An 18,244-nucleotide genomic window follows, 5' to 3' on the forward strand; every position below is an offset into this window, starting at 1 on the left:
TGCGTCGTAGTCTATTAAAATATTGGTTCGGTGGCCGTACCCCAAAGCTGCCTAACGGTCCTTACTGTGTTCTGAAACGTTGCTCCTCGAGCCGACGACACGAAAATCTGAAGGTTGCTCGTCTCGTCGCAAAGTGCGCTTATTTCGGTCATCATCGCAGTCAAATCAGCCGGACTGAGTTCTTCTGCACCTGGCGAGTCTATGAGCAGAAGGCCTGGATGATTTCCTTTGCCGCTGATGCGCGCTAGCTTCATCATCGCGATAACAAGCGCGATGCGCAATCGCAACCGCTGTCCGGGCGTCTGGTCGGAGAAATTGCTATCGACACCCGATACCCGAAGCTTAATTCCGTTGCCGCGAATTTCGACTCGCTCCAGGCCTCGGAACCCGATACGAGTTGCCACCTCAACCAGCTTGCTTTCAAATTGCCCGAGTAGCGCCTCACCGCCATCCCTCGCGCGTTTCTCTGCAATCCTCTCAGCGATGTTCAAAATCCTGCGCAGTTCGTCAAGGTCTGCGTCGGGAACCGGTCGGTCGTCCGTCGGACCAAACTTAAGGAGCTGCTCGTATGCGCCTCGGGTGCGTTCGAGTTCAAGACGCCAATTCTGCAAGGCTTCGAGGTCATCAGCCATGTTCTCTATGACTTTAAAGTCATCTGCCAGCTGGTTCAACTCTGCCTTGGCAGTGCGTATGCCCGCCTGCATTTGAGCATCACGAACAGCCAATTCCAACTTTGCTTGCGCGGCTGCGTCGATTTGTTCCTGCGCATCCGCGATTGCAGCAGCGAGCGCCTCCGCATCATCGTCCGAAGTGTTTCTATCGCAAACTGCGCAATTGCCTCCAGCCTGTTCGAGGTCGAGCCGCTTCGACGAGAAGGGTTGAGCGCACCTGGGGCAACACACTGGATTCAGTCCAGAGAAGAAGCGCTGCGCGGAGGAACCTTCGTTTAATCTCCGTAGAGCTGAACGTGACTCGTTGAGATGTGTATCTGCAATAGTGAGTTGATGCCTCAACTCTTCGTACTCTTGTTCGAGAATCGAGCATGCTATGGCTTTTTGCGTATATGCCGAGAAGACCTCTCGTGTGTCGCCGGCTCGCGGCATGGTCGCAGACGACGCGGAAATCTGAGCTTCCAGTTCCTCGATTCGCTCCCGAAGAGCCGAAATCTCGCTCTGTCGCGAATCATCGCCCGCCTCTCCCTTCCTGCCTTGCTGATAGCGCAAGTCTGCCAAGGCCTTTGCGCTCTTGAGTACCATATACGGCCCAGAATACGGCATGCCGATGAAGAGTGTCAGCATGCGCCACCACAGGCCACCAATCGCCACGTCACCAAGAATTGCGGCATGCGAGCCTTCGATGAACATCGAGCCGGCGTAGAGTGTCCAGTTGTGGTGAACTTGCTCAGCCACTTCGGCCCTCCGATTGACGTACGGGATGGCCTGGAGCGTAAATCTGCGCATCATTAACGCGTCCATAACCTGTTCAAACTGGTCTTCGCTAGCGAAGGTCGCCACCACCTGAGTCGGTCCCGGTGCAACTCGCAACAACCGGCCCACCGGGATATCGTCTTTATCTACGAAGTGAACCCGGTAAGAATCTACGCCAATCGAAAAATCCAGCTCCACGGCATCAATCCAGGACCGAACCTCTGGGCGCACTTGCCTCGTCTTACCACGCAGTGCCCATATCATCACCTCAATAATTGAAGACTTGCCGATTTGGTTCACTCCGTCGCTCAGGATGAGCCAAAGGCCAGTCTCGAGGTCTGACCACTCAAAGCGAAAGGGACCATTTTTAAGCTCTGCAGCACGCTTCTCCCCCGTGAACATAAGTCTTTTAATCGTTAGATGCTCGGCGTATCGCGTCTCAAACTCCTCCGAAACGCCAATCTGCTCGAAAATACGCTCTACTATATCGACCGAGACTTTTGATTTTTGCGCAACTTCGACCTTCAACGGAACCAGCACTTCATTCATGTCTTTTTCTTCACGCATTACTTGCCTCCGATGCCGCTACGAGCAGTTGCCGCACCTCGTGTGCGATTGATTTAATGGTTTCTCCATTTTTTGCACCGGAGTACGTCGGGTGCCGATATTGCCAGCGCGCAAGCTGGTCTCCGGATTTCCCTTTGCAGAAGTCACCAACCAGGGCCGCACGCTCCGAATACCACTTCGCCTCAGGTAGTTCCGCCTCCATCTGGTCAGCTCGCGCGAGTCCTTCAGGTAACAAGAAGTACGTCCGCTGTCGCGTCTCCGGGGCGCGGACCATGCGCGCTAAGCCACAGCTGAATAGTGGCGCGAGAGCCGTATCAAGTGGTTCGTATGCACCGTAGAGAAACTTCACCATCGCGTCGCGTCGTAACTCAGGCTCCTCTGAATCTGCAATGCTCTGTGCTGCCGCGAGATAGCCTAGAGAAGCATCGTCGTTATGCGCTTGCAGCAAGGCATATGCGAAGTGGTCCGGATTGCGCACCCAGAAGTCCATCTTCTGAAGCTTCTTCTCAGAAGTGACTACTCGCACTGAGCCTGGAACGGCTAGGTTTCCTGCCGGCGCGTCCCCTGCGCGAGCAAAAATGAATAGCAGTCGAAGTGCGTCCCGATACTGTCTTGTTATTTCATCCATTGGTCTGCCCTCGTACTCCCCGGGATTTTTTTCTGATGACGCACCTATGTTACGCCGAATGCCGACGAGCGGCCAACAAGACCGGAGCGCCTCAGAATGCTAGTCCGGTTGAGTCTTAACGGTATCTACAAAGGTCCGATGCACTAGGCGGCACTATCAGACACAGAACTTCCAATATCGTAGTGCATTTTTCTCCACCCGCGTGAGGCCGCTCCGTTTATCAATAGGGGTCGAAGTTCGAATGATATAGTGAAGGTCAGAGAGCACCTCTCGGTTGTCGAACGCATAGCCATGGCTTGCATCGAATACCTTTGTGGTAACGTCTGACGCGTCTAGTGTTTCGACGCCGGCCATTACGAAAACGTTCTCTCCCCCATCACCAATTCGAGGATAGTCAGCGCGAAGCTTCTTTGAAAATAAAAGCGCCTTGTCTTTATCTGAACCATATAGCGTAAATCGCTTCGCCTTCTTCTTGATTTTCGGAAATGACTGCTGGAAGGCATCGCAGTCAACGTCGGGCGCAGCCATCACGATTTCATGGAGCCGACTGGCATAGGATGGACTGAGTTCTTTCAAAGCGCCGAGCAGTACGCGATTGCCCATGCTGTGCGCGATGACGTGTACAGATTTGATTTCTAGCTCAATTCGCAAGGTACGCAAAAATTCCGCAAGGCGTGGAGCACTTTGGTCGGCATTATCTAGGTCGGCAAGGTAGCGCCCGACCTTATTTTCCGACCCCCAACTAAAGCACGTAAGCAGACCATCGAAGTCGATGTCAAAGCCGATTTGCGCCGTGCGGTGTAGTGCCGCGTCAAAACCAACGTTGTATCCATGAATGAAAACGAGCGCACAACGATTGCCGACCTCGTCGAAGCGTTGCTCGGCAGATTGCTTCCACGCCGACAACTCATCTACCTGACAAACCTTGATGACGACATGCTTCGTGTCGTCCTCGCGTAGTTCGAGCTTCCAAATAGATGGCCTTTCAACTTTTCCGACTCTGTGGGACGCCGGAATGGAGACATCAGCATGACCGTACGACAAGGTCTTTGACCCACGCCCATCATCGAATTTTTCGATACGACCTTCTGCCTTTTTCTTCCCCGTCTGCACTGAAGGATATCTATCAGTTGCAAACCATACCCGCACCAATCCTCTCGTCGCGGTCGCATCGGCGACTCGCACTATAGCGCTGACATCGCCATCAATCGTATGCGCAACCACCAGCTGCCTCTCGCGGGAAGCGCTTGCACTCGGTGACTTCCATGACCGAGCAATAGCGTTTCCTTCAGCTTCAACACTTCGCAACAGAAGCGCATGATTCATGGCCTCCTCTAGCTTCCAAAGCCGCGCGCGAATGCTATCCGATAAAAAGGCACCTGAAGGCGATTTCAAGTAAGCACCTAAGAGCCCCGGGTCAGTACGAAGAAGTTGGCTCGCGAACTCTCTGACATCGACTAATACGCGTCGGAGATACACATCGCCTTCGACGCTCGACATTAAGGATGATGACGGCAACGGACGCTGATTAACCTCCTCATTAAATAAAGAGTCTATTTTCGCCAATTTGTGCCTGAATTCTTCTAGCTGACCAAGTTCGCTACCGAGCGAATATCGCCGCAGAATCTCCGTGAGAGATATCAAGAGCCGTTCCAGCTCAGCTAACATGCCGTCTGTCAGTTCTGCCATACGCGCCACCGCATATCAAAGAGTTGTATTTTGCAGGATATCCGACTATTGCCTACGAAGCTTGAATGGCCTGCCTCTAATATGGCGAGCAGTGAAATTGAACGTAGGTACCAGTGTCGGCATCTATTCCCCCTGCGATAACGGCTGTTTCTCCGAAATCTTGAGCTGTGAGCCGATATGCTTGTGGCAAGTGGAAGCGAACGAGCCCAGACCTCAAAAATGAGGCCGGTTGAGAGACTTTTTCGAAAGTTACTTGAATGTCACCTGCACCTTGTGGCTCATCAGCCGACCATGCGCGCCCACCGCAAGGCGTCCATAACGCAGCGCCTCGTACCGGCTCGCGTAGATGGAAAGATTCCAGTGTTTCATCGGCCAAGTCCCGCCTGTCGGAAATAACGGCCGCGCCGAGGAATTCTTCAGCGAGCGAGAGCGGCACGAATCGAGGTCATTCCCCCATCCGGCATGCCATTGGATTTGAATAGTGTCCATAGATGCGCACTCCCATTCTGCGCCGCTCCGCTCCAGTCCTTCACCATTTCCAAGCGCACGGCAAATCGAGGAGTCCGCATTCCACCAAGGATTACGACCAGCAAAACAATATAATTAAAAATACAACAATAGCGAGTTAATCATTGGATACGTATAACATATATTGAGAAATGCGAAAGGTTAACTTTTATCCCCTTGAAGTGACTCGATGCGGCCGCAATTGCGGATTCGTTCGCAAACAGCAATCGAAATACTTGAACGGGGACGATGCATTTGCTAGATTGGGAAATGGGCGTAACACCCGACTCACCCACATCGCACTTAAACTCATCTCGGACCCGCATCGAGGCATCCGTGCCTATATATGAGAGGGTACATTGAGGAGGATGCGATGTGGCACACAATCGAGCATCAGGACAGGACTCCTCGGAGCCGGAATGGCCGCAGTCGAACTTTTCCGCGGCCGACCACCATCGTCACATGCACCTCCGGTCCCCGTGGTCGAAGTCTAGAGGAACTTCCAGGGCAGCGATACCTTCGTCCACCACATGTTGTTCTCTGCAATAGCATGCGTCGCGAACTGACTGCGGAACATCATGAGCTCCGTTCCGAGAGCGCCACTAGATGGGCTGCTCGAATCTCAGTTTCTCACCCACATCCGCTTTTCGACCATACCACCCCATCCTTCCGAGCGGCATTAGACACACCCCGTCTCGCTCGGTTTGCTCTGGCAGGCCGCGACTCACGCCTTACTGGAGAAAACAGCTCCGGTGGAGCCGGCGATGGCGCGGCTTGAGTACATTCGTTACGAGTTCTTCGATGCGTCGTTGTCCGACAACGATGAATTGGACTGGATAAAGCAGTCTAAAAAACCTATCGACCGTCTGCCGCAAATTTTCTGGAATGACGGCAGTAGTTGGCACGAAGCAAATTTGTGGGCTTTAGACAGAGCAGCCTCCAATCAGATTGACGCAGAGACGAGCAAACGTACGATGAAGCATCTTCACCATTACGCAAATTTTCTTGAGTCTCGCGAAATCGACTGGCGGCACTTTCCCGTCCGCAAGGATGCGCAGGTGCTGAGGACATACAGAAAGCGTCTAATTGAGGAGCGCGACGACGGCATACTGGCCAGCACTACAGCTTCAAACTGCATGAGCACGGTTATCCAGTTTTACCGATTCGCCGACGCGCACAATCTCGTCGAACCCGACGCTCCAATGTGGATTAACCAACTAGCCGTCATTCCATTTCACGATGCTACTGGCTTTAAGCGGGCGATGGTACGCCTGAGTTGCGACCTCTCAATCCCAAACCGCAAGCGTGTGGGCAGTTTGCTCGAAGACGGTCTTCTACCGCTTCGCTCCGAGCATATGAGCAAACTGTTGACATACACCGCAAAGCACGAAACAAACGAGCTACATCTGATGCTTAGCGCAGGCTTTTTCACTGGAGCACGATTAGGCACCGTCACCACTTTGACCGTGACCAGCGTTCACACGGCACGAGAAGACCCACATACGCCTGGCGTGTTCCGACTTCCTGTCGGCCCTGGAACCGGCGTCGCTACCAAATTCTCAGTCGCCGGCGAGCTCTTTGTGCCCGAAGCCCTTCTGGTCGACCTGAAAGCTTACGCGTCGTCGACAACTCGCCTGCTAAGAGAAGCCAAGGCGAAAGCGGAACATAAAAATCTGCTTTTTCTGTCTAGGCGCGCTCAGCCATACACCGTCGGAACGGTTGACCGGCTGGTCAATGAAATGAGAAAGCGTGCGGTCAACGCTGGAATGCAGTTCATGGAGCGCTTTAAGTTCCATCAGTCTCGCGCGACATTCGGTACCTGGCTGACCCAACTCTTACTCGAGAGCTGCACCGATACCGCCGAGGCAATTGGAATCGTCAGAGACGCCATGCTTCACAAGGACGAGAGAACAACCTTCGGGTATATCAAATTCCTCGAAAACACCCGCGCCAAGAAGCAAGCCGCAGCGGATTTCAATGAAGCCTTCACCGGGCTCCGAGACAGAAACTGGAACGACGCTGATGCGTGACGAACTTCGACTACCGGACCTGACCTTTCCAGATGTCAATTTCGGGGCAAAAGAAACGCCGTGGGACCTCACCATCCTGCTTTATAAGGGCGGCGCTGCAGCCAAATCACACCGCGTGCAGCAGCTGATAGGTGGTGGAGCACTAGGTGACCCACAGGTCGACCGTCTGGAACTGGTAGTGAAACTTCATGCGGAGCTGAAGACGGGGCTGGCCACCGGCGGGTCAAGAGAAACCGCATCTGTACAGGTATGCTTCTTGAGGTACTTCTTCGGATTTGCGGACAGCGCTGGTCATCCGTTAAACGTTGAAGCCGTCGCGGAGACTTACTGCGCCTGGGCCGATTGGTTGTTTCAACGTGCGCGTATGAATAACGGAAAGGGAGCAAATCCCTGCTATCCCGAACATCGGAATCTCTCCTCGCGTTCAGCCTATAGCTATGCTGCGACGGTGGGAACGCTCTTGGACCGTGCCCTCGAGCGACACACCCGTATTATTGAGATGACCCGCCTCGAATACAGAGAACAGCGGAAAACTGCCGCCGGCGTTCGCGCAGAGAAGCAGAACTTGAGCGATACATTTGTGTTCGGTCACTTACTGCAGGATATCTGTGATGAATTAACCATCGGGACGGTTCTTGATGCTCCTCTGCCCCTTCATATCAAGCTCAGGGGCGGAAAAACGATAACCCGCAAGTGTCACAAAAATTTGCAACCGACTACCGAGAAGGTCGAGAGCCTGGGAAAACGGCATCCGCTCGCCAATCTAAGAATAGAGGCTGAACTGCTCATGTTCATCGCTCAAACGGGAATGAACCCCGCCCAAGCAGCTCACCTGGAGTTTCGGCACTTCTTTTATGTAAGCCACATCGATGGTTATCAAGTTAAAGAATACAAAGACCGTCGTGGTGGCACCGTGCTATTTGAGATATTCAAGGACTACAAACGCCACTTTGAACGATATCTTGAATGGCGCAGAGCACTATTTCCATCTTCAAATCGACTCTTTCCATTCATTGGAATCCACGGAAGTAGGCCTGAGCGGAGATTCACAGGCTCCCGAATTCGAGCGGCATGCCACGAACTAGGTGTTCCCTTTTTCTCGCCACGCTCACTGCGGAGCACAAGGGTGAACTGGCTGTTGCGCACGACAGCCGACCCTGACCTGACCGCTGAAATGGCACAGCACACGAAGCAGACATTGCTCCGGGTGTACGCGCGACCAAGCCTTCAACGTGCCATGGTCGAGGTTACCCGATTCTGGTCAAAGTTCGACCCACATTCGGCAAAAATGCAAGCTGTAGGGCCAGGGATGTGCACAGGCACCCCTCAACAGGTTGTGAAGGTTCCCAAGGAGGCCCCGAAGCCCAATTGCGTGCGAGCGTCTGGATGCTTGTGGTGTGAGAACCACCGCGACGTGGATTCGCTGGATTATGTGTGGGCACTGGCGAGCTTCGGTTACCTCAAAACGAATGAAATGAGCAAGGCGCATCAACCTAAGGGAAGCGAAAACGTGCCACCGGCGCAGTTTGTCGTTACCCGAATCCATGAAAAACTGAGGTGGTTCGAGCAGTCCAGCGAGGTCCGGCGCGAGTGGGTGACCGAAGTGCAGATGCGTATCACCGAAGGTGACTTCCACCCGACATTTCGAGACGAAATTGCAGAACTGGAGGGTACGCGGTGAGCTTCGTAGCTTGCGAATTCGAGTTCAAGTTAACTATCGCCCCGATTACACGTAATAGCGAGTGCTATCGGCCTCCCAGCTGGCCGCCCCCAGCGGACTGGATTGTGGCAGAAGATGCTCAAGGATTTCCGGTTTCGCGATGGGGCGACAGCTCTTGGGAATTCTCTGCGTGGGCCGGTAAAACTCTCAGACTTAACTTCGCCGGAGGACAGCACAATCGTAGCGCCCCCCCGCTCAGCCCAGAGAACCAGTACATAATGAGACTCTTAGCAACTTGGATAGTATGGGGGCCGAAAGGTGCTAGAAGCTGGTCTTCGGTTAAAAAACTATTCGACCTCTTACGTCGAATGGTGGTCCTTTGTGACCGCGAAGGTATTCTAGCGAGCAACTTCGCCCGATTTCCAAAGCTCCTCGAGAAGGTACCTGGGCTGTACCCTTGTGTATTCGACGGTCAACGCCTAGTGATTACTTTGGACCGCCTACTCCGTGTAAGAGAGAAAATTGGATTCACTCTGCTGGACGAGACAGGCATTGGCCGCTTGTCCGAGCACTTTCAAGGCGGCAAGGAAGACATAGAGCAAACAGCCTACATTCCGCCGCGTATCTGGACCTATCAAGTTCGGCGACTTAGGGAGTGTCTCGATGACTTCCTCCAACATAAACAGCGGGTCGAGGACTGCTTCAATTTCTGTGTGGATGCCTATGCCCACAACTTTGGGTCAATATTGTGCGCACTTGGCCATGAGGGGAGACGCGATAGCCACCGCCCATTTACAGTGCAGAAGAACGAGGCCGGAGCGCGAAACGGGCAAATATTCCATGGCCGCTTCGAGCTCACTGCGCAGCGTTTTGGAATCGACGCGCTTCTTGAAAGATGGGTTCAGCCGCCGAATAGGAAGAGCATCAACATCAAGTCCTTCTCGGCATACTTGACATTGGTTCAGTCGGTTGGACTCTCGTACATCGCCAACTTTACGCTCCAGCGAAAAGAAGAAGTCGGTGCGCTGAGGGCGGATTGTCTTATGTGGGACGAGGACCCAGTCCTGGGCCGCATTCTTGTCATTTGTGGTGAAACCACCAAAACTGACCCGGACAGTGACGCACGATGGCCGACGAGTCCCAGCGTCGAGGTAGCAGTAGACGCGATGACAGTGGTAGCCAAGCTGCGGGTCCGGTGTGCAGCCTCTAACCCAGAGGTCAATTGCAGTGACGACGACCTCATGAACCCCTACCTTTTCCACACGGCGTTCGAACCATGGTCCTCCCTCCCGAATGGATGGCGACCTTATTCAACACGTCCAAGGGCCTATAACTACCAGTTCGTGATGCAGAGGTACCCGCGTCTCTTTGACCCCGAACAGATGAAGATTACCCAGGATGACCTGGTAACTGCTCGTATGTTCACTCCGAACTTAGACAAGGGTGGAAAATTCAAGGTTGGCGAGATTTGGCCGTTGGCTTATCACCAGCTTCGGCGGACGGGCGGAATCAATATGTTCGCCAGTGGCGTACTGAGCGACAGCTCTATCCAAGTCATCATGAAGCACCTTACGATTCTCCAAACCCGATATTACGGTCAGAACTACAGCCGGGTGCGCTTTAGTGAAGACTTCGAAAGTCAAGTTGTAGCGGCCCGATACGAAGTGATGGCGAGACAGATTGAAACCCTTGTGAGTGAGCGCTATCTCTCCCCGTTGGGCGAAGAACGAAAGCACGAAATTGTAGTTCGCTTGATTGGAAACAGAGATTTCAAGGCGCTTGTCAAAGCTGGTCGAAATGGCGAAGTGTCGTTTCGGGAGACACGGCTGGGCGGCTGCACTAAGGACGGCCACTGCGATTATGGCGGCATCGAGTCAGTAGTGAGGTGTACAGGAGGTGACGGCGACAAACCATGCCGTGACGCGGTGTATGACAGAACAAAACAGCTCTCCGTCGAGCGGCAGCTTGCAAGCATCGAACAACGAATTCCGAAAACTCAGCGAGGCAGCCCCCGCGAGCAGGCGCTGCAAGCCGAGGCGAACGGTCTGAGGAGCTACCTTAATGTCATCCGTAACTGAGTCGGCTGAGCAACGATTCCGATTAGCCTTCGAACGTCTGAAGGCCGGCAACCCGCAAGTTCTGCCACGCGGGACTCCAGTGAGTCAGAACAACGTCGCGAGAGAGGCTGGTACCGACCCCACCGCGCTACGAAGGACGCGATATCCGGCGTTGATTCGTGAGATACAGGCGTGGGTGGAAATCAATGGCCTAGAGAGGGCGATAAAGAAGCAGCGCCAGGAAAAGCGAAGGAGTGCCAAAAGCGACCTGTCAACAAGGGTTAAGGAGCTCGAGAATCAGCGCGACAAAGCACAGTCGCAGCTCAATAGCGCAGGGCGCATGGTGCTGGAGCTTCGGCAGGAAAATGCTCGACTTCGGTCCCGGCTTGATGATTTAATTCCCCCTCCAGCGCCGTGGCGGAAGTAACTATCGACTATGGACAGCCGAGGCCTAAAACCCGTGCAAAAGCACATGAAGGCATGGACACCCGGTCGACCGCACATTTTCCTAGGCAGAACAAGCACTTACGGCGTTGTCCATCCCTCGTGTACTCCGGGGTGGCTTCTCAACGTGTAGGCCACCGCTGGAGCCGCGCGCTCTCTGACACCGCCTGTCGGCTCGCGCCGCATGGTCTCGAAGCCCGCCTCGTGCGGGCTTTTTTGCGGGCGCACGCAGCCGCAGGCGACGCCTCGCCAAACGCCTTGTATCACCCACCTGTCCGTCCGGGCCCGCTCATTCGCTTGCCGAAGCCGAACAAGCCGACTATTTCAGTTTCGTGACAGCCGATGTTAAATTGCGGCATTCGGCGCATCTCGAAACCGTATAACGCCTGCGAAGCGCAGAATGCGCGCCGCGCTGCCGGCCGACGCCGGACTGTCATCGAACACAAATAGAATCGCGCGATTCGCATTCGCGCACCTTCCGTCAGGAGACAAATCGATGAGTTTGAAGCCGCTGTTCCGTTCGCTTTCCGTTGCCGCCATGTTGAGCGCGGGTGTTCTCGGCGCCAGCCAACCGGCTCGGGCCGCCACTGAAATCCAGTTCTGGCACGCGATGGAAGCCGCGCTCGGCGAGCGTCTGAACGACATCGCCAACGCGTTCAACGCGTCGCAGTCGGACTACAAGATCGTGCCGGTGTTCAAGGGCACCTACGACCAGACGTTGGCGGCGGGCATCGCCGGTTATCGCAGCGGCAACGCGCCGGCCATCCTGCAGGTCTACGAAGTCGGCACCGCGACCATGATGCAGGCGAAGAAAGCCGTCGTGCCGGTCTCCGAGGTGTTCAGGCAGGCGGGCGTGCCGCTCGACGAAAAGGCGTTCGTGCCGACCATCGCAAGCTACTACAGCGACGCAAAGACCGGCCACCTGATCTCGATGCCGTTCAACAGCTCGACGCCGGTCCTTTACTACAACAAGGACGCGTTCAAAAAGGCCGGGCTCGACCCGAACCAGCCGCCGAAAACGTGGGCCGAACTGCAGGCGGACGCGCAGAAGCTGAAAGCGTCGGGCATGGCGTGCGGCTATTCGTCGGGCTGGCAAAGCTGGATCCAGCTGGAGAACTACAGCGCGTGGCACGGTGCACCCTTTGCGACCAGGAGCAATGGTTTCGACGGCGCCGACGCGCAGCTCGAATTCAACAAGCCGCTACAGGTCGCGCACATCCAGTTCCTGCAGAACATGCAGAAGGAAGGCACGTTCAGCTACGTGGGCCGCAAGGACGAACCGGTTTCCAAGTTCTATAGCGGCGACTGCGGAATCATTACGAACTCGTCCGGCTCGCTCGCTACCATCAAGAAGTACGCGAAGTTCAACTTCGGCACCGGCATGATGCCCTACGACGCAAACGTGAAGGGCGCGCCGCAGAACGCGATTATCGGCGGAGCGAGCTTGTGGGTATTGGCGGGCAAGGACCCGGCTGTCTACAAGGGCGTGGCGAAATTCCTCGCGTATCTGAGCTCGCCGGAAGTCGCGGCGAAATGGCATCAGGATACGGGCTATCTGCCGGTCACGACCGCCGCATATCAATTGACGCAGCAACAGGGCTTCTACGAGAAGAACCCGGGCAGCGACACCGCCATCAAGCAGATGCTCAACAAGCCGCCCCTCACGTACACCAAGGGCTTGCGCCTGGGCAACATGCCGCAGATCCGCACGATCATCGACGAAGAGCTCGAGCAGGTGTGGGCTGAAAAGAAGACGCCGCAACAGGCGCTCGACTCGGCGGTTTCGCGGGGCGACGAACTGCTGCGGCGCTTCGAGAAAGCCGGCAGTTGAACGCCGCATTACAACGGCAAGCGCAAGCCGGCAGGTTGCGGCGGACTCGCGCGGCAACCTCTCGCGCGGCAACCTCTCGCGCAGCATCCTGTTCGCAGCCACACTCTTGAGATTGCTCGATGGAAAAGCGCTCCCGCTTCGGCACCAGCCTGCTGCCCTATCTGCTCGTCGCGCCGCAACTGGCGATCACGGCGCTGTTCTTCCTGTGGCCCGCCGGCGAAGCGCTGTGGCAATCCACGCAAACGCAGGACGCGTTCGGCACGTCGAGCGAATTTGTCGGGCTCGCGAACTTCAGGCAACTATTTGCCGATCCGCTGTACCTGTCGTCGTTCACCACGACGATTGTTTTCTGCGCGCTCGTCACCGTGTCGGGCCTCGCGATCTCGCTGCTGCTCGCCGTTTGCGCAGACCGCGTGACGCGCGGCGCGAAGGCTTATCAGACGCTGCTCATCTGGCCGTATGCGGTCGCGCCCGCCATTGCCGCCGTGCTGTGGTCGTTTCTGTTCAACCCGAGCATCGGGCTCGTCACGTTTGCGCTCGCCAAGTACGGCGTGGTCTGGAATCACGCGTTGAACGCCGGACAGGCGATGTTTCTCGTCGTGCTCGCCTCGGTGTGGAAGCAGGTCAGCTATAACTTCCTGTTTTTCTACGCGGGCCTGCAAGCCATTCCGCGCTCGCTGATCGAAGCGGCGGCCATCGACGGCGCCGGTCCCGTGCGCCGCTTCTTCGGCATTGCGTTGCCGTTGCTGTCGCCGACCAGCTTCTTTCTGCTCGTCATCAACATCACGTATGCGTTTTTCGACACCTTCCCGGTGATCGACGCGGCGACCGGCGGCGGACCCGCGCAATCCACCCGCACACTGATCTACAAGATTTTCGCCGAAGGTTTCCAGGGGCTGGACATCGGCAGCTCGGGCGCGCAATCCGTGGTTCTGATGGTGATCGTCGTTGCTTTGACGGTCGTGCAATTCCGCTTCATCGAACGCAGGGTTCAATACTCATGATCGAGAACCGCCGCGGTTTCGACCTGTTCTGCCACGCAGTGCTGATTCTGGGCGTCGCGCTGGTGGTGTTTCCCGTGTACGTCGCGTTCTGCGCGGCCACCATGAGCGAGCGTGAGGTGTTCACCGTGCCGCTTTCGCTCGTGCCCGCTTCGCATCTGTTCGACAACATTGCGACCGTGTGGACACAAGGCAGCGGCAACGCGGCTGCACCGTTCGGCCGCATGCTGGTCAACAGCCTCGTCATGGCGCTTGCCATCTCGATCGGCAAGATTGCGGTGTCGATGATCTCGGCTTACGCGATCGTGTTCTTCCGCTTTCCGTTTCGCAACCTGTCGTTCTGGCTCATCTTCATCACGCTAATGCTGCCGGTCGAAGTGCGGATTTTCCCGACCGTGCAAGTGGTGTCGTCGATGCATTTGAGCAATACATATAGCGGATTGACGTTGCCGCTGATTGCGTCGGCCACCGCCACGTTCCTGTTTCGCCAGTTCTTCATGACGCTGCCCGACGAATTAATGGAAGCGGCGCGCATCGACGGCGCGGGTCCCATGCGTTTTTTCTGGGACGTGGTCCTGCCGCTGTCGAAGACGAACATGGCGGCGCTCTTCGTCATCACTTTCATCTACGGCTGGAATCAGTATTTATGGCCGATTCTGATTACGAGCCAGCAGTCGCTGACGACAGCGGTGGTCGGTATCAAGAGCATGATTGCCTCGGGCGATACGGCAACGCAATGGCATCTGGTCATGGCCGCCACGCTGCTCGCCATGCTGCCGCCGCTCGCGGTCGTGCTCACGATGCAACGCTGGTTCGTGCGCGGCCTCGTCGACGCAGAGAAATAATCCGCGCCGCGCGCAAGCACGCGCGAACAACGCGCATACCAATCGCAAGAAGACACGCAAACGAAGGGCTAGCAACGCATGGCTGCACTGACACTACAAGGCGTTAAAAAAACCTACGACGGCAAACAGTTCGTATTGCACGGCATCGACGTCGACGTGAACGACGGCGAGTTCGTCGTCATGGTGGGCCCCTCGGGTTGCGGAAAGTCCACGTTGCTGCGAATGGTCGCGGGGCTCGAGCGCATTTCCGAAGGCAGCATTTCAATTGCCGGCAAGGTGGTGAACGAGCTCGAGCCGAAGGACCGCAACATCGCGATGGTGTTTCAGAACTACGCGCTCTATCCGCACATGAGCGTGGCCGAAAACATGGGCTACGCGCTGAAAATCGCGGGCGTGGACCGGGCTCAGATCGCGCAGCGGGTGAACGCCGCCGCGCAGATTCTCGAACTGCAGGCACTGTTGCAGCGCAAGCCGCGCGAGCTGTCCGGCGGCCAGCGTCAGCGCGTGGCAATGGGTCGTGCAATCGTGCGCGAACCGGCGGTGTTTCTGTTTGACGAACCGCTCTCCAATCTCGACGCGCGGCTGCGCGTGCAAATGCGACTCGAGATTCAGCGTCTGCATGCACGCCTTGCCACGACGAGCCTGTATGTGACGCACGATCAGATCGAAGCAATGACGCTCGCGCAGCGCGTGATCGTGATGAACAAGGGCCACGCGGAGCAGATCGGCGCCCCAACCGAAGTGTACGAGCGGCCGGCCACCGTGTTCGTCGCGAGCTTCATCGGCTCGCCGGGGATGAACCTGCTGCAAGGCCGCGTCTCTGACGACGGTTCCACCTTCGACGTGGCCGGCAACGGTCCGCAACTGCCGCTCACAGGCGTAGCGTCGATTGGCCGCGAAGTCGCCAGGGGCCGCGAGTTGACGCTCGGCATTCGCCCGGAGCACATGAGCCCCGGCGAGGCCAATGCGCCGCACGCCACGCTCAGCGTCGATTCGTGCGAGCTGCTCGGCGCGGACAATCTCGCGCACGGGCGCTGGGGCAATCACGATGTGACAGTGCGTCTACCGCACGCGCACCGGCCGGCGACCGGCGACGCGTTGCAGGTCGCGCTGCCCGCGCGCCACCTGCACTTCTTCGATCCGGCGAGCGGGCAGCGGGTGAACTGAACGCCGGCTTACGAACAAGAACAAGAACAAGAACGACAACGACAGCGACAGCGACAGCGACAGCGACAAAAACAACCACAACGACGTACCGACACCATGCACAGCCCTGACCCTGGAACCTTGCGCGGTGGAGCCCGCGTTGCAGTAACGCTGTTGCTCGCGCTGACGTTCAGTGCGTCGTCGGCGTTCGCCTACGTCGCGCCTGGCACGACGCCCGACGAGGCCGACTTGAGCAATCACAACACCTATACCAATCGCGACGGCAACACGGTGCATGCACCGGCCCGCTCGATGTCAGGCAAGGTGCCGGAAGGCGCGACGGCCCGTTGCCGGGACGGCACCTACAGTTTCAGCCGGCACCACGGCGGAACGTGCTCGCGGCATGGCGGCCTAGCGAGCTGGCTGTAATGTCGCGAGTTCCGCGCGCAAGCTGACACCGCGCGCGCCCTGCCGCGGCGCGGTCACGTCGAAGTACAATGCAATCTGCACCCGGCCCGCGCGGGCGTCGTCGCGCTAAACCGCGTTCGACGCCGCGCCGGCCGGCGCCGGGCACTTCGCCCCGGCATGACACCGCTTACCCATCCACCCACGACTGCCCGCCCCAACGCGGCCGGCGTCGTCAACGTCTACCAAGCACACAGCAAAATGGCTCAATACGTCTTCACCATGAACCGGGTCGGCAAGATCGTGCCGCCCAAGCGTCAAATCCTGAAGGACATCTCGCTGTCGTTTTTCCCCGGCGCGAAGATCGGCCTGCTCGGCCTGAACGGCTCGGGCAAGTCCACGCTGATCCGCATCATGGCGGGGGTGGACAAGGACATCGAGGGCGAAGCCACGCCGATGCCCAATCTGAACATCGGCTATCTGCCGCAGGAGCCGCAGCTCGACCCGAACAAGACGGTGCGCGAAACCGTCGAGGAAGGTCTTGGCGACGTGTTCAACGCGCAGAAGAAGCTCGACGAAATCTATGCGGCCTACGCAGAACCGGACGCCGACTTCGACGCGCTCGCCGCGGAGCAGGCCAAGTACGAAGCGATTCTCGCGACGACCGAAGGCGGCAGCGCCGAACAGCAGATCGAAATTGCCGCCGACGCGCTGCGCCTGCCGGCCTGGGACGCAAAGATCGAGCATCTGTCGGGCGGTGAAAAGCGCCGTGTCGCGCTGTGCAAGCTGCTGCTCGAAAAGCCCGACATGTTGCTGCTGGATGAGCCGACCAACCACCTGGACGCGGAATCGGTCGACTGGCTCGAGCAGTTCCTCACGCGCTTTCCGGGCACCGTCGTCGCGGTGACGCACGACCGCTATTTCCTCGATAACGCCGCAGAGTGGATTCTCGAACTGGACCGCGGCCACGGCATTCCGTGGAAGGGCAATTACAGCAGTTGGCTCGATCAGAAAGAAGAGCGCTTGAAGCAGGAGGAAGCGTCCGAGTCGGCGCGTCAGAAGGCGATCAAGAAAGAACTGGAATGGGTGCGGCAAAACCCCAAGGGCCGTCAGGCGAAGTCGAAAGCGCGTATCGCGCGTTTCGAGGAACTGAACAGTCAGGACTACCAGAAGCGCAACGAAACCCAGGAAATCTTCATTCCGGTCGGCGACCGCCTCGGCAATGAAGTGATCGAGTTCAAGAACGTCAGCAAATCGTACGGCGACCGGCTGCTGCTCGACAACGTCAGCTTCAAGGTGCCGGCCGGCGCGATTGTCGGCATCATCGGTCCGAACGGCGCGGGTAAGTCGACGCTGTTCCGCATGCTGACCGGCCGCGAACAGCCGGACTCGGGCGAGATCGTGATGGGACCGACCGTGAAGCTCGCTTACGTCGACCAGAGCCGCGACGCGCTCGACCCGTCCAAGACCGTGTTCGAAGAAATTTCCGGCGGTGCGGACGTGCTGACGGTCGGCAAGTACGAGACGCCGTCGCGTGCCTACATTGGACGCTTCAACTTCAAGGGCGGCGACCAGCAGAAGATCGTCGGCAATCTGTCCGGCGGCGAGCGCGGGCGCCTGCATCTGGCGAAAACGCTGATTGCGGGCGGCAACGTGCTGCTGCTCGACGAACCGTCGAACGACCTCGATGTCGAAACGCTGCGCGCGCTCGAAGACGCATTGCTCGAGTTCGCCGGCTCGGTCATGGTGATCTCGCATGACCGCTGGTTCCTCGACCGCATCGCGACGCACATTCTCGCGTTCGAAGGCGATTCGCAAGTCACGTTCTTCGACGGCAATTACCAGGAGTACGAAGCGGACAAGCGCGCGCGCCTCGGCGAGGAAGCCGCACGACCCAAGCGTCTGCGGTACAAGCCGATTACGCGTTAAGCTTCGCTGCTTCCGCAATACGGAAGCAGCACACGGGCAACACCGGGGGCAACACCGGGGGCAACACGAGGCAGCGTT

General features: G+C 57.2%; 12 protein-coding genes. 9 read left to right on the forward strand and 3 right to left on the reverse strand.

Features of this window, described 5'->3' with window-relative positions; genetic code table 11:
• Positions 1-14: 14 nt before the first annotated feature.
• The 3 genes from JNB89_RS18930 to JNB89_RS18940 form a co-directional block, all read right to left on the reverse strand.
• Complete coding sequence (locus tag JNB89_RS18930) at positions 15-1,994, reverse strand: hypothetical protein (protein ID WP_220363272.1); 1,980 nt, start codon at positions 1,992-1,994, stop codon at positions 15-17.
• The gene (locus JNB89_RS18935) at positions 1,987-2,484 is read right to left on the reverse strand and encodes a hypothetical protein (protein ID WP_220363273.1); all 498 of its coding nucleotides are present in this window, start codon (positions 2,482-2,484) and stop codon (positions 1,987-1,989) included. Before JNB89_RS18935 ends, JNB89_RS18930 begins: the two co-directional genes overlap by 8 nt.
• Before the next feature lie 294 nt (positions 2,485-2,778).
• Positions 2,779-4,311, reverse strand: a complete 1,533-nt coding sequence (locus JNB89_RS18940) for an alpha/beta hydrolase (RefSeq protein ID WP_220363274.1) — start codon at positions 4,309-4,311, stop codon at positions 2,779-2,781.
• A 1,271-nt stretch (positions 4,312-5,582) separates the two neighbouring features.
• Here JNB89_RS18940 and JNB89_RS18945 point away from each other — a divergent pair.
• The 9 genes from JNB89_RS18945 to ettA all read left to right on the forward strand — a co-directional run bounded on the left by JNB89_RS18945 (position 5,583) and on the right by ettA (position 18,166).
• A complete protein-coding gene (locus JNB89_RS18945; RefSeq protein WP_220363275.1) occupies positions 5,583-6,848 on the forward strand; it encodes a tyrosine-type recombinase/integrase in 1,266 nt (421 codons plus the stop codon).
• Positions 6,841-8,529 carry a site-specific integrase gene (locus JNB89_RS18950; protein ID WP_220363276.1) on the forward strand — a complete coding sequence of 563 codons (1,689 nt, stop codon included), beginning with the start codon at positions 6,841-6,843 and terminating at the stop codon, positions 8,527-8,529. Before JNB89_RS18945 ends, JNB89_RS18950 begins: the two co-directional genes overlap by 8 nt.
• A gap of 539 nt (positions 8,530-9,068) precedes the next feature.
• Entirely contained in the window at positions 9,069-10,586 is a 1,518-nt protein-coding gene (locus JNB89_RS18955; protein ID WP_220363277.1) for a hypothetical protein, read from the forward strand.
• A gap of 919 nt (positions 10,587-11,505) precedes the next feature.
• A complete protein-coding gene (gene ugpB, locus JNB89_RS18960; protein WP_220363278.1) occupies positions 11,506-12,840 on the forward strand; it encodes a sn-glycerol-3-phosphate ABC transporter substrate-binding protein UgpB in 1,335 nt (444 codons plus the stop codon).
• Positions 12,841-12,959: 119 nt separating this feature from the next.
• Positions 12,960-13,844, forward strand: a complete 885-nt coding sequence (ugpA, locus tag JNB89_RS18965; protein WP_027212898.1) for a sn-glycerol-3-phosphate ABC transporter permease UgpA — start codon at positions 12,960-12,962, stop codon at positions 13,842-13,844.
• Positions 13,841-14,686, forward strand: coding sequence for a sn-glycerol-3-phosphate ABC transporter permease UgpE (gene ugpE / locus JNB89_RS18970; protein WP_013340617.1), 846 nt, complete (start codon positions 13,841-13,843; stop codon positions 14,684-14,686). The genes ugpA and ugpE overlap by 4 nt, the downstream gene beginning before the upstream one ends.
• Positions 14,687-14,764: 78 nt before the next feature.
• A complete protein-coding gene (locus JNB89_RS18975) occupies positions 14,765-15,853 on the forward strand; it encodes a sn-glycerol-3-phosphate import ATP-binding protein UgpC (RefSeq protein ID WP_220363279.1) in 1,089 nt (362 codons plus the stop codon).
• A 96-nt stretch (positions 15,854-15,949) separates the two neighbouring features.
• The gene (locus tag JNB89_RS18980) at positions 15,950-16,261 is read left to right on the forward strand and encodes a DUF3761 domain-containing protein (RefSeq protein ID WP_220363280.1); all 312 of its coding nucleotides are present in this window, start codon (positions 15,950-15,952) and stop codon (positions 16,259-16,261) included.
• 237 nt (positions 16,262-16,498) lie between these two features.
• Positions 16,499-18,166, forward strand: a complete 1,668-nt coding sequence (ettA, locus tag JNB89_RS18985) for an energy-dependent translational throttle protein EttA (protein WP_041728391.1) — start codon at positions 16,499-16,501, stop codon at positions 18,164-18,166.
• The last annotated feature ends 78 nt before the right edge of the window (positions 18,167-18,244 follow it).

This window comes from Paraburkholderia phenoliruptrix, from assembly GCF_019511605.1.
Classification (GTDB): Bacteria; Pseudomonadota; Gammaproteobacteria; order Burkholderiales; family Burkholderiaceae; genus Paraburkholderia; species Paraburkholderia phenoliruptrix_A.

Coding starts and splice junctions, on each gene's coding strand:
- JNB89_RS18930 (WP_220363272.1), bottom strand. CDS start 1,994: ATGCGTGAAGAAAAAGACATGAATGAAGTGCTGGTTCCGTTGAAGGTC.
- JNB89_RS18935 (WP_220363273.1), bottom strand. CDS start 2,484: ATGGACTTCTGGGTGCGCAATCCGGACCACTTCGCATATGCCTTGCTG.
- JNB89_RS18940 (WP_220363274.1), bottom strand. CDS start 4,311: ATGGCAGAACTGACAGACGGCATGTTAGCTGAGCTGGAACGGCTCTTG.
- JNB89_RS18945 (WP_220363275.1), top strand. CDS start 5,583: ATGGCGCGGCTTGAGTACATTCGTTACGAGTTCTTCGATGCGTCGTTG.
- JNB89_RS18950 (WP_220363276.1), top strand. CDS start 6,841: ATGCGTGACGAACTTCGACTACCGGACCTGACCTTTCCAGATGTCAAT.
- ugpB (WP_220363278.1), top strand. CDS start 11,506: ATGAGTTTGAAGCCGCTGTTCCGTTCGCTTTCCGTTGCCGCCATGTTG.
- ugpA (WP_027212898.1), top strand. CDS start 12,960: ATGGAAAAGCGCTCCCGCTTCGGCACCAGCCTGCTGCCCTATCTGCTC.
- ugpE (WP_013340617.1), top strand. CDS start 13,841: ATGATCGAGAACCGCCGCGGTTTCGACCTGTTCTGCCACGCAGTGCTG.
- JNB89_RS18975 (WP_220363279.1), top strand. CDS start 14,765: ATGGCTGCACTGACACTACAAGGCGTTAAAAAAACCTACGACGGCAAA.
- JNB89_RS18980 (WP_220363280.1), top strand. CDS start 15,950: ATGCACAGCCCTGACCCTGGAACCTTGCGCGGTGGAGCCCGCGTTGCA.
- ettA (WP_041728391.1), top strand. CDS start 16,499: ATGGCTCAATACGTCTTCACCATGAACCGGGTCGGCAAGATCGTGCCG.